Here is a 12,555-nt window from a genome sequence, read left to right on the forward strand (position 1 = left end):
GCCCGATCATGGTCCGCCGTAATGGAAGACTGTCCGCGTGAGCACCGCCGGATACCCCCGCCCCACGTCCGTCAGCGCGGCCCGCCGCCGGGACGTGATCGATGCGCTGCGTCGAGGCGCCGTTCCCGAGAACGGACTCGACCTGCTCGCGACCGGGCTCGGCCGGTTCGAGTCCGCACTGGACGGCGAGTTGGAAGCAGTCGCCTCGGGCGCTTCGGTCTTCAAAGCGGTACGTGGCGAGTACGGGTCCGGCAAGACGTTCTTCACCCGGTGGCTCGGGGAGCGGGCCAAGCGCCGGAACTTCGCCGTCGCCGAGATCCAGATCTCCGAGACGGAGACGCCGCTGCACCGGCTGGAGACCGTCTACCGCCGACTCACCGAGCAGCTGACCACGGCCAGTTTCCCGCCCAGCGCCCTGCGCGCCGTGGTGGACGCCTGGTTCTACGCGCTGGAGGAAGACGCACTCGCCGCCGGAGCGACTGAGGAGCAGCTGCCCGAGGAGGTCGAGCGGCTGCTCGCCGCCAGGCTCAGCGAGGTCTCACGGCACGCGCCGTCGTTCGCAGCCGCGCTTCGCGGGTACCGCACCGCACTCAGTAGGGGCGACGAGAGCACGGCCGCCGCCGTTCTGGCCTGGCTCGGTGGCCAGCCCAACCTCGCGGCCTCGGCCCGCCGGGCCGCCGGCGTGCGGGGCAATCTTGACCACTTCGGTGCCCTCGGCTTCCTGCAAGGGCTGCTCGCGGTCCTTCGGGACTCCGGTCATGCGGGGCTCTTCCTCGTCCTCGACGAGGTCGAGACCCTACAGCGAGTACGCTCCGATGCTCGCGACAAGGCGCTCAACGCGCTGCGCCAGCTCATCGACGAGGTGCACTCCGGCCGTTTCCCCGGCCTCTACCTGGTGATCACCGGCACGCCTGCCTTCTACGACGGGCAACAGGGCGTCCAGCGCCTTGCCCCGCTCGCCCAGCGACTCGCCACGGACTTCACGACCGACCCGCGCTTCGACAACCCGCGCGCAGTCCAACTCCGGCTGCCCGGCTTTACCCTGGACTCGCTGACCGGCCTCGGATCGACGATCCGGGACCTGTACACCGAGGGCGCGGACTCACCCGCCCGGGTCAAGTCCCTTGCGGACGATCCCTACGTCGCCGATCTGGCCAAGGCGGTGGGCGGAGCACTGGGTGGCAAGATCGGCGTGGCGCCGCGCCTGTTCCTGAAAAAGCTCGTCGGCGACGTGCTCGACCGCATCGACCAGTTCGACGACTTCGACCCGCGGCAGCACTACCGTCTCACCGTCTCCAGCAACGAGCTCACCGATACGGAGCGGAACCTCGCAGCAGCCGGATCAGCCGACGACATCGAGCTGGAGATGTGATGGACGGACCCGAGGGCTCCCTGCCGAGTTCTGTGCGCGGCGTGGATCCCGTCGAACGGCTCGACCCGGTCGTCCTGCACCACATCGTGAACACCCTCGGCTGGCCCGATCTTCGTCCTCTGCAACGGGCCGCGATCAACCCGCTGATGGACGGCAAGGACGTAGTGCTGCTCGCGCCGACCGCGGGCGGCAAGACCGAGGCCGCCTGCTTTCCCGTGCTCTCCGTGATGGCCCAGCAGCGCTGGACCGGCACCTCCGTGCTGTACCTGTGCCCACTGAAGGCGCTGCTGAACAACCTGGTGACGCGTGTCGACTCCTACGCGCAGTGGCTCGGTCGGCGAGCGGAACTGTGGCACGGTGACACCAAGGAGTCCCAACGTCGGCGCATCCGCAGCGAGTCGCCGGACGTCCTTCTGACCACTCCCGAGTCGCTCGAGGCGATGCTCATCGGTGTGAAAACCGACCATGCACGCCTTCTCGGGTCCATCCGCGCAGTCGTGGTGGACGAGGTCCACGCCTTCGCGGGGGACGACCGCGGGTGGCATCTGCTGGCTGTGCTGGAGCGGCTCGAGCGGGTCACCGGGCGGCCCATTCAGCGCATCGGGTTGTCGGCCACGGTGGGCAATCCCCAGCAGCTGCTGACCTGGTTGCAAGGGTCCGGAGCGGGGAGCCGCGCCGGGGAGGTCGTCGCACCCGACCTCGCGGCCGCACCCACCAATGCCCCACCCGCCGGTGACGTGGAACTCGACTACGTCGGCTCGTTGGAGAACGCCGCCAAGCTCATCGCGGCCCTGCACCGCGGCGAGAAGCGGCTCGTCTTCTGCGACTCCCGCAGGCAGGTCGAGGAGCTCGGGGCCGCGTTGCGCGCCCGGGAGGTCACCACCTTCCTGTCGCACGCCTCCCTCTCCGCAGAGGAACGTGCGCGCTCGGAGCAGGCGTTCGCCGAAGCCCGTGACTGTGTGATCGTCTCGACCTCCACATTGGAACTCGGCATCGACGTCGGCGACCTGGACCGTGTGATCCAGATCGACTCGCCCCGCACCGTCGCCTCCTTCCTGCAGCGCATCGGACGGACCGGTCGCCGCGCCGATAACGTCCGCAACTGCCTGTTCCTGGCGACCTGCGAGGAGTCCCTGCTCCAAGCGGCCGGCCTACTCCTGTTGTGGGGACGGAACTGGGTCGAGCCAGTCGTCCCGCCACCCGAACCCCGCCATCTGGTCGCACAGCAGTTGCTGGCCGTGACCCTCCAGCACCACAAGATCGGTGAGCATCTGTGGGACCGGGAGTGGAACGGGCTCGCGCCGTTCGACCGGTCCTCCGAGCCCATCCTGCGATACCTGGTCGATCAAGGATTCCTCGACCAGGACGGTGGCCTGCTCTTCATCGGCCCCGAGGCGGAACAGCGTTTCGGCCAGCGTCACTTCATCGAACTCACCGCTTCCTTCACAGCACCACCCCAGTTCACCGTGCTGTCGGGACGCACCGAGATCGGGCAGACCGATCCATCCGTGCTCACCGAAGAGCGGCCTGGCCCGCGTCGACTGCTGCTCGGTGGTCGCAGCTGGCAGGTCACGTTCATCGATTGGGGAAGGCGTCGGGCCTTCGTGGAACTCACCGACAGCGGCGGCGTCGCCAAGTGGACTGGAACCGGCATCGCCGGCCTCTCGTACGAACTGACCCGAGCCATGCGGGACATCCTTCTCGGCTCCGAGCCTCCGGTCTCCCTCACCCGTAGGGCACAGGCTCGCCTTCAACAACTGCGTGACGAAGAAGCACCTGACAGCGTGCATCCTGCCGGCACCCTTGTCACTCGAGCCGGAGAGGACGTGCGGTGGTGGACCTGGGCCGGCTTCCGCGCCAATGCAACACTGGCTGCCACGCTTCCGGCGGTAGCCGATCCCGTGCAACGCCCTACTGATTGCTACCTCCGGCTCCGCGAAGATATGACGGCCGAGATGTGGCACGCGGCGCGCGCAGCTATCGGCGACCATCTGGTGTTTCCGGATATCGACCACCGAGCTGTGAAGGGGCTCAAGTTCTCCACGGCGCTGCCCGAGCGGCTCGCCATCGCCTCGGTCGCTGCCCGCCTTGCCGACTTCGAGGGAGCATCAGCCGCGCTCCGCGAGCCGACCAGACTGCACGTCACCCAGCGCTGAGGATCGGCCCTCCGGCTGTTTACAGAGTGACCAGTGCATGACGCGAAGGTTGTCTCGAGCGTCGACCTCACGGAGCAGAGGGGCTGGCATCTCGCTGATCCGGCCTCCTTAGATACTGAGCCGCCCAGGCCATTGGCTGGCTCGGGGTTCGGCGAACGAGAACTTCGAGAGGCGACCGGCCGGCGCCGGATTCAGCGGGCACCCTGCTTGGGTCGAGACGTCGTGAACCGGACGGGAGCGGTCCAGGCACGGTCGCCCCTGCGGGCGGGACAGGCCTTGTCGTAGCAGCGCCAGTACCAGCCGGCTTTGCCCCGTCTGAGGTCGAGTTGGTCTCCCCGGCAGCCGCCGCACCGCGGTGGGCGGGCGAAGTCCTCGGCGTGCTCGTGGTCGAGGATCTTGCGGGCGAAGTGGGCGCCTCGCACGGTCAGCATGATCTCGCGGGATTGGCTCTGGGAGAGGGTGTTGAGGCTGCCGAGGAGGACGGTGTGCTCGTCGATGACGACGATCTTCTGGTGCATGACGTTGACGGGGATCACCGCGGGGGTGACGGCCTTGAGTTCGTCGAGGTACTCGATGAAGCGCTGTTGGTTCTGGTCGCTCTGGTCGCGGACGAACACGGTGATCCGCACGCCGCGGCGCACGGCGTCCTCCAGGGCGGGGAGCAGGCTGCGTACGCGCTTCGCGACCCACGGAGTCCAGATCCACAGGGAGTGCCTGGCCTCGGCGATGTGGTGGGCGAAGGTCTTGTGGAAGGCGACTTCGTCCTGGACGTCGGCAATCTCCACGTGCCGGCTGAGGATGTCCGCGAGGCGGGCGCCGACGGGTCCGAGCCGGGGGGCCTGGGCGGTGAGCGGGGTGATGAGGTCGGCGGCCCGGATGGTGCGGCCGGAGCCGGCGGCGAGGAGTTCGCGGACGGCGCCGAGGGCGGTGTCGCTGCGGGCGGCCGTGATGCGGCTGCGGCTGCCGATGAGGTAGAGGCGGTTCTGGACGCGGGTGGCGGCGACGTTGAACAGTCTGACGCCGTTGTTGACCCACTCGCCGGCTTCCGGTCGGCGTGCGGCCTGGGCCATCCACATGCCGCGGCCGTGCTGCTCCTCGACGAGGTCGAAGACGACGACGGGGAACTCGCGGCCCTGGAAGCGGTGGGCGGTGCCGACTTCGGCGAGCAGGCCGGAGTCGCCTTCGATGTCGCGCAGGGCCGCGAGTGTGGCTTCTGCCTGGGCTCCGTAGGGGGTGACGATGCCGGTGGTGTCCCCGTCGGCGCGGTGGAGTTCGACGAGGGTGCGAGCGAGGAGGAGTCCGGCCGGCCACCAGCCGCTGGCCTGTCCGAGACGGTGGACCTGGGCGAGGTTGCCGAGTCCGTCGGTGTCGACGACGACGATCTCCGCGTCGTCGCCGTTGCGGGTCCGGGCACGGGCCTGGACGGTGGGGCCGCCGGTGAGCAGGCCGTCGTAGGCGAGGGTGTTGGCCAGGCGCATGACGTCCGGGCCGAAGCGGTGCTGGACGTCGAGGCTGAGGCATCCCGGGTGGGCGCGGGCGGCGGCGGGAGTGGTGATGCGGCAGTGGTCGAAGACCTCGGTCAGCAGCCAGCGGCGGATGTCGGTGCGCTGGTTGCCCTTGAGCACCTCGGGCAGGACCGGGCCGAGCTGCATGAAGTCGCCGAGGAGGACGGCGGTGCTCTTGGCCTTCGCGACGGCGAGGAGGACTTCGGGCAGGGTGGCGGCGCCGACCTCGTCGACGAGGACGACATCGTAGGGGCCTTCGAAGACGGTCGGGTTGGTGCGGAACCTGGCGAGGGTGGTGGCGACGAGGCGGGCTTCGCGGATGATGTGGCCCTGCGCGTCGCGGGCGAGGCGTTCGTACTGGTCGTGGAGTTCGCGGTGCTGCCGGAGCAGTGCGGGTTGCCGGGCGGTGTCGGCGGCGACCAGGGGCCGCAGGGTCTCGGCTTCGCAGTGGGTGGCGGGGTGCCCGCGGCGCTCGGCTTTCTTGACGTCGTCGGCGGCGGCCAGGGTGAGGCGCAGTTGCTCGTCGAGGTGGACGATGCGGGCGGCCGTGTCTTCTTCCTGTGCGCGGATGTGGCGGAGGGCGGCGTCGGCCTGGTGCAGTTCGTTGTCGATGGCGGCGAGGTCGTCGCGGGTGAGCGGGGTCTGCCGGCTGATCCGGGTGATGGCGGTGTGGGTCTGGAGGCGGGGGCGGTCGGCGAGGGCCCGGGCTTGTCTGGCTTGTTCGAGGGTGTCCTGCTGGCGTGCGTGGGCGGCGTCCCGGTGCTTCTCGGCCGCGGCAATGGCCTGCCGGGCTTTGAGTTTGGCGAGGCCCTTCCTCGATTCGAGTGCGTCCAGGGCCTGTTGGGCTTCGGCCAGGTTCTGGCGGGCGAGGAGGTCGCGGGCTTCGGCGCTGGTCGCGGCTTCCTCGACCTCGGCCGTTTTGGTCTCCAGTGCGTCGATCTGCGCCCAGGCCGTGCGGGGGACGGCGGCGTCGGCGCTGCGCCGGGCGGCTTGCTCGGCGCGGTCTTCGGCCTGGGCGAGGAGGGGTTGCAGTTCCCGGTGCCGGTCGGAGTGGGCGGCGAGTTGCGCGGTGAGGTGCTCGGCTGCGAGTGCCGGGTCGTTCAGGCGCTGGCGCTGCCGGGTGTAGTGGTCGGCGTCGAAGTCGGCCAGGCGTGCGGTGAGGGCGGCGAGTTGCCGGGCGCGCTGCTGCAGGGCGCTGAGTTCGGCGGCCACGCTCTCGCGCTGCCCGTCGACGGCGGCGAGCTTGGCGCGGACCATGAGGGGCAGGCACACCTGGGGGTCGTCGGCGATCTGCTTGAGGTGGGGCGGGCCGACGCGGACGAGTTGCCCGGGAGAGTGCCGTTGTTCCTTGACTACGCCGAGCAGGGCGTTGTCGACGGCGATGTTGGTCGCCGACACCAGGAGCACGCGCTTTCCGGCGGCGACGAGGTCGCTGATGGCGCGTTTGAGGACGGAGGTCTTGCCCGTGCCGGGCGGCCCCCACACGAGCCACAGTCCCGTGCCGAGGCAGGCCCGGTAGGCGAGGTCCTGGGCGGGTAGGAGGACTCCTTGCGGCAGTCCGTGCGGGGAGAGGCGGCCGCCGGGTTCGCCGCGGGCGAGGAGGCCGGCGAGTCCGTCGTCGGTGAGTCCGGCGATGCCGTCGCGGAGGGCTTTGGTGAGGAAGGTCGCCGGTTGCTGGTAGAGCCACAGGCACGGGTCGGCGGGCTCTGCGAAGTCGGGGACGCGGACGCGCAGGGCGGTGCCGTCGTGCGTGACGTCCAGGACGGGGTGGCCGTCCTCGACGGTGTTCTCGTCCGGTTCCGCGAGGCGCAGGCTGTCGCTCTGCAACTGGTCGGCGTTGATGTTCAGGCCCCGGATGTCGACCGCGTACTCCCCCGGCCCTGCGACGACGGCCCGGCCGAGGATGCGCCACTGGGCCTTGCGTCCGGCTCCGCCCTCCAGGGCGAGCCAGGAGTCGAGCGCCGTCACCGTTTCCTCGCGCCAACCCACAGTCCCCCCAGAAGGCGTCCCTCAACGGCCTCTGTCCTACCACCGGGGACCGTTCGTCGGAGGAGTAACGCCGAGATCCGGCCTCGTGACACTGGGTGGACGGCCGCGTGGGGTGCGGAACCGGCCAGTTCCGGCCAGCGCAGCCAGCCACCGCCCGACGCCAGCGCTGGTGCCGGAAGGGCACGACTCGCACTCCCACAGGTCCACACTGGGCTGTGCGTCCACCGGAACTCCGGAAGGAGGACGCCATGCACGGCACCGGAACGATCTACAAGCGGTGCGGATGCCGCGATCCCCTCACAGGCCGGCAACGCGGCAGCGCCTGCCCCGGACTGAAGCGGCGCGGCCACGGCTCCTGGTACCTGGCCCTCCCCCAGCGGGCAACCGCCGCCCACCGAGCAACCCGGCTCCGCCGCGGCGGCTACCCCACACGCACGGCTGCCGCTCACGCTCTCACCCGGCTCCGCAACCCCGAACTCGTCCGTGAGCCTTCCCCCGGGACGTGGACACCGGAGTTTCATGCGGCGAGGGTGATCCTACGGGACGCCGCTGTCTGATGTTCGAACTGAATCGGGCTGAGGTAGGCGAGCGTGGGGTGGCGGCGGCGGAGGTTGTAGAAGGAGATCCAGCGAAACACGTCCAGCCTGGCCTGATGCCGGCCGGCCCAGCGCGCCGTGCATCAACTCGCGTTTCAGCGAGGCGAAGAAGCTCTCCGCGGCGGCGTTGTCGTAGCTGGAGCCGACCTTCCCCATGCTCCGCCGGACGCCGTAACGCCAGCAGAGCCTCGCGAACTCGGCCGAGCCGTATTGCGAGCCCCTGTCCGAGTGAAAGATCACGCCTTCGACTCGGCCGCCGCGGGCGGCCACCGCCGCCTCCAGCGCGTCGGCCACCAGCTCGGTGCGCATCTGGTCGGCCAGCGACCAGCCCACCAGGCGGCGCGAGTGCAGTTCGATCACGGTCGCGAGATACATCCACGAACCGCCGACCGGCAGATACGTGATGTCGCCGACCCACCGGACATCGGGCCTGTCCGCGGTGAAGTTCCGACCGATCAGGTCCGGCACGGGTGGCGCGCTCCTGTCCTGGACGGTGGTGCGGCAGCGTTTTCGCAGGTGCCGGCCCACGATGCCGTGCTCGCGCATCAGGCGGGCTATCCGCTTGCGGTTGACCGCGCGGCCCCGAGCCCGCAGTTCCGCGTGCACCCTCGGCACCCCGTAGGCGCCCCGGGTCTCCCGGTGGACTTCGCGGATCTCGCCCACGAGCGCGGCCTCGGCCGCCGCCCGATCGGCACGGGCCCGAGCCCCGGCCTGCCATGCGTAGTACCCGGAACGGGCGACGCCCAGGACTTCGCACAACCGCTGGACGCCGAACTCGGCGGCGTGGGCGGAGATGAAGTCCCAGCGGCGGGCCCTCACTTCATCTCCCGTTCGAAACAGGCCGCTGCCCGACGCAGGATCTCCTTCTCCACCTGCCACTCCCGCTCGGCCTTGCGCAACCGCGCGAGCTCGGCTCGTTCGTCAGCGCTCAGTGCCTGCCCGGTCGACGCCGGCTCGGCATCGGCGGCTCTCACCCAGTTCCGCAGGGTCTCGTGGTTGACCCCGATCTCCTTCGCGACCGCCGCGAACGTGCGCCTGCCCTCCGAGGCCCGGTACAGCGCCACGGCATCACGACGGAACTCGTCCGAGTACTTCGACGGACGTCCCACCTGGACTTCCCTTCCTGGATCAACAAGATCCAAGTGTCAGGGTGTCCACGTCACGGGGCAAAGCTCACAGAAGAGCCTGGATCAGGGAGCGAGTGCGGCAGTCACTCGGGCAAGGCGGTGCGCCGGTAGGGCGGTTGGGTTGCGGAAGGAGTAGCTGCCGTCGTTAATCCGCTGGCCGTCACCGGTCATGGTCCAGTGCATGGGGCCGCGGGGGCCTTGGCCTTCCAGCAGAGCGGCCGCCAGCTGTTCCGGGGCCTCGACGGCGGTTCGGTTACGCAGTGCCTCTGTCAGGCGTTCGGCGGCCCCGGCGGATAGGGCTGTGTCTCCGAACGCGGGCAGCAGGAGCAGCAGGCGGCTGCAGGGGTCGGTGGTGGAACCGCCAGCCAGGCCGTTGTCTGCAGCTGCTGCCCGTTCGGGCCAGGACAGGCCGGGGCCCATGAAGTGGCCGTCGTCCTGGGCGAGAAGTTCGGCGCGGTCCCAGTCGGGGTGGTGCAGGAGGTAGTCGGTACCGGTGTCCTCCTCTACGTTTCGGTAGACGATGTGCAGACGGCCGGCGGTGACCGGGACGGTGAAGATGGGCCAGTCCGCGCGGCCGCGCAGCCGGCGGTGGAAGTCCTCTGCGGCGTCGTAATCCGCACCGAACAGGAGCTCCTCGGCCTCCTCGCTCTGCACACAGGAGTAGAGGTGGCCCAGCCAGAACAGGGGCTAGGGAGTGTATCGGGTTGTGATCAATCTGCGGGTTTCGCCCTCGTGGTAGCGCCCGATCCGATAGACCGTACTGTGTGACGCGAGTTCAACTTACTGACGCCGAGTGGGAGTTCATCGAGCCGTATCTGCCGGTCGGCGAGTACGGCCCGTACCCCGAGCGGCTGCGCCGGCAGTTCGAGGGCGTGATCTGGCGGTTCCGGACGGGCAGCCAGTGGAGGGAGATGCCGGGCGAGTTCGGGGCCTGGTCAACAGTCCACAACCGCTTCCGGCAGTGGAGGGACGCCGGGGTCTTCGAGGCTCTGCTGGAAGGCTCGATCGCGGAGGCCGCGAAGCGGGGCGAGGTGGACCTGTCGCTGGTCAGCGTGGATTCCACCACCGTCCGAGCCCACCACGACGCCGCCGGGATGCACCTCGACCCCGACACGCTCGCCGACCTGGGGAAGGCCGCCGAGGAGGCGGAGAAGGCCCGGCAAAAGGGGGCCACCCGAAGGAACAAGACGGGCAGGACGCCACAGACGACCCGGAACGGAACGAGCGACGACGCGTCCGACACAGACGCAGACTCCGGCTGAAGGCGGCCCTGCTCGGACGCTCCAGGGGCGGGCAGACCAGCAAGGTTCACATCGCCGGCGAGCGCAGGTGCCGCCCGCTGGCCTTCGTCCTGACCGAGGGACAGGCCGCCGACAGCCCGCAGTTCATCCCCGTGCTGGCGAGGGTCCGGGTCCGCGGCCCCATCGGCCGCCCCCGCACCCGGCCCGACGCGGTCGCCGCAGACAAGGCCTACTCCTCCCGCGACAACCGCAACTACCTGCGCAAACGCGGCATCAAAGCGGTTATCCCGGAGAAGCGGGACCAGGCCGCCAACCGAAAGAAGAAGGGCAGCAGGGGCGGCCGGCCCGTCGGCCACGACACCGAGCTCTACAAGGAGCGGAACACTGTCGAGCGCCTGATCAACAGGCTGAAGGCCTGGCGAGGCATCGCCACCAGGTTCGACAAGACATCCGAGAGCTACCTCGCCGGCCTCCACCTCCGCGCCTCGATGATCTGGATCAAGGACCTCACCAAACCCACCCCTTGATCACGACCGAATACGCTCCCTAGGTGTTCTGTCCTGTGAGGTTGGGGACGCGGCTGGCGGGTGGCTTGCCTGCGAGTGCGGTGTGTCCGCGGTGGTGATTGTAGGTGTGGAGCCATTCGGGGTAGGCGTCGCGTCGTTCCTGCTCAGTTCGGTAGGGCTTGGCGTAGGCCCATTCGTCGAGCAGGGTGCGGTTGAAGCGTTCGACCTTGCCGTTGGTCTGGGGCCGGTAGGGCCGGGTGCGCTTGTGGGTGGTCCCGGTCCGGGCCAGGGCGTCGCGCCAGGGGTGGGACTTGTAGCAGGAGCCGTTGTCGGTCAGGACGCGCCGGACAGTGATGCCGGCCTGGGCGAAGAACTCGTGTGCTCGGGTCCAGAACGCGGCGGCGGTGTCCTTGCGCTCGTCGGGCAGGATCTCGCTGTAGGCCAGGCGGGAGTGGTCGTCGACGGCGTTGTGCAGGTAGCTGTAGCCGGCCCCGGCACGGGTCTTGCGCCCGGCCGCGCGTCCGAGGGTCTTGTGGCCTCCGCCGTCGGGGATGTTGCCGAGCTTTTTGATGTCGACGTGGACCAACTCGCCCGGCGCGTGGTGCTCGTAGCGTCGGATCACTCGGCCGGTTGCCCGGTCGAGGTGGTTCAGGCGGGCAAGCCGGTAGCGGGTCAGCACGCGGTGCACGGTGGCCGGGTTCAACCGCAGCAGGTAGGCGATGCGGGCTGGTCCCCATCTCCGCAGGACGCGGACCTTGATGATGCGCCGCTCGGTACGGGTCGGGGTCCGGCGCGGGCTGTGGTGCGGGCGGCTGGAAAGGTCGCTCATGCCGGCCTCTCCGAGGGCGCGGTAGCGGTCGGCCCAGCGCTTGGCCGTGGTCGGCGAGACCTGGAAGCGCTCGGCGGCCCGGCGAAGCGGCCAGCCGTCCTCGACCACGCACCGGGCCAGACGCAGGCGGCCGGTCTCGGTCAGCGGTGCATTAGAGTGCGGCATGAGGGCCTTTCTGGTCGCCGGGTAGATGTCGCAATCCACACCGAGCCAGAAGGCCCTCACTCATTTCAAGATCACCACACCGTGACCCCTGTCACCAACCTCCATGGTCAGAACACCTAGGGCGTTTCTTTCCGATCATCAGATCGTTGGTCTGATCGCCCCGTTGACTGACGCGCAGCTGGCGCGGATAGAACCGTTGCTGTCGAACCGGACACCGAAGCGGGGCGGGTGGTAGCGCGATCACCGGCAGGTGATCGACGCGATCGCGTGGAAGTTCCAGACCGGCTTGCAGTGGGTGCACCTGCTCGCTGAGTATGGCTCGTGGAAGGCCGTCTATACCCGGCTACGAAACTGGGCGATCACCGGCACCTGGGGGCGGGTCTTCACCGCCCTGCTCGCCCAGACCGAAGCCGAGGGCGACTTGGACTGGGTCGTCTCGGTCGACTCCACAATCGTGCGCGCACCAGAACGCGGCCGGTGCCCGTCAAAAGGGGCCCCGGCCGACGAACCTGCCCACCATGCGATCGGACATTCCCGTGGTGGGCTGACAACGAAGATCCACTTTGCTGCGGACGGCCGTTGCCGCCCGTTGTGCTTCCACCTCACTCCCGGCCAGGCGGGCGACGCGCTCGCGTTCGAGCACGTCATGGCCACCCTGCGCGTACCCAGGCCGGTCAGACGGCCGCGCACCCGGCCCCTCATGGTTCTGGCGGACCGCGCCTACTCATCGAGGGCCATCCGCAAGCACCTGCGCCGACGCAAGATCCGGGCCGTGATCCCGCAGCCCGCCGACCGGATCGCGAACAGCAGACGCAAGGGTCGACTCGGAGGCAGGCCGCCGGCCTTCGACCGCGGAGCCCGCAGGCAGCACAACACCGTCGAACGGTGCATCAACCGCCCGAAGAACTGGCGCGCCCTCGCCACCCGCTACGAGAAGACCGCCACCGTCTTCCAGGCCGGACTCCACATCGCGGGTATCCTCATCTGGCCCGCCCGATGATCCAAACGAAAGGGATCAGATCACACTTGCCGCGTGACAACCAACCGCGTGTTCACCTTCACGGGCGAA

General features: G+C 69.4%; 5 protein-coding genes and 3 pseudogenes. 4 read left to right on the forward strand and 4 right to left on the reverse strand.

Annotated elements, in window-relative coordinates:
• Positions 1 to 37: 37 nt before the first annotated feature.
• Together brxD and EDD39_RS31540 are read left to right on the forward strand one after the other, a co-directional pair.
• Positions 38 to 1,372: a BREX system ATP-binding protein BrxD gene (gene brxD, locus EDD39_RS31535; protein WP_123562589.1), complete on the forward strand. Its 1,335-nt coding sequence runs from the start codon at positions 38 to 40 to the stop codon at positions 1,370 to 1,372.
• A complete protein-coding gene (locus tag EDD39_RS31540; RefSeq protein WP_123562591.1) occupies positions 1,372 to 3,528 on the forward strand; it encodes a DEAD/DEAH box helicase in 2,157 nt (718 codons plus the stop codon). Before brxD ends, EDD39_RS31540 begins: the two co-directional genes overlap by 1 nt.
• Before the next feature lie 191 nt (positions 3,529 to 3,719).
• Here the strand turns inward: EDD39_RS31540 and EDD39_RS31545 are convergent, their stop codons facing one another.
• The 3 genes and pseudogenes from EDD39_RS31545 to EDD39_RS31555 form a co-directional block, all read right to left on the reverse strand.
• The gene (locus EDD39_RS31545; protein WP_123562593.1) at positions 3,720 to 7,001 is read right to left on the reverse strand and encodes an AAA domain-containing protein; all 3,282 of its coding nucleotides are present in this window, start codon (positions 6,999 to 7,001) and stop codon (positions 3,720 to 3,722) included.
• A 538-nt stretch (positions 7,002 to 7,539) separates the two neighbouring features.
• A pseudogene (locus EDD39_RS31550) lies at positions 7,540 to 8,727 on the reverse strand (IS3 family transposase).
• 81 nt (positions 8,728 to 8,808) lie between these two features.
• A complete protein-coding gene (locus EDD39_RS31555; protein WP_244257381.1) occupies positions 8,809 to 9,399 on the reverse strand; it encodes a hypothetical protein in 591 nt (196 codons plus the stop codon).
• A 110-nt stretch (positions 9,400 to 9,509) separates the two neighbouring features.
• Here EDD39_RS31555 and EDD39_RS31560 point away from each other — a divergent pair.
• Positions 9,510 to 10,513 (forward strand): annotated as a pseudogene (locus tag EDD39_RS31560) (IS5 family transposase).
• 19 nt (positions 10,514 to 10,532) lie between these two features.
• Here EDD39_RS31560 and EDD39_RS31565 read toward each other — a convergent pair.
• On the reverse strand, positions 10,533 to 11,486 hold the full coding sequence (locus EDD39_RS31565) for an IS481 family transposase (protein WP_123562597.1): 954 nt from the start codon (positions 11,484 to 11,486) through the stop codon (positions 10,533 to 10,535).
• 103 nt (positions 11,487 to 11,589) lie between these two features.
• Between EDD39_RS31565 and EDD39_RS31570 the strand changes: the two are divergent.
• Positions 11,590 to 12,486: pseudogene (locus tag EDD39_RS31570) on the forward strand (IS5 family transposase).
• Positions 12,487 to 12,555: the final 69 nt, after the last annotated feature.

Source organism: Kitasatospora cineracea (genome assembly GCF_003751605.1).
Taxonomy (GTDB): Bacteria; Actinomycetota; Actinomycetes; order Streptomycetales; family Streptomycetaceae; genus Kitasatospora; species Kitasatospora cineracea.

Coding starts and splice junctions, on each gene's coding strand:
- EDD39_RS31540 (WP_123562591.1), top strand. CDS start 1,372: ATGGACGGACCCGAGGGCTCCCTGCCGAGTTCTGTGCGCGGCGTGGAT.
- EDD39_RS31565 (WP_123562597.1), bottom strand. CDS start 11,486: ATGCCGCACTCTAATGCACCGCTGACCGAGACCGGCCGCCTGCGTCTG.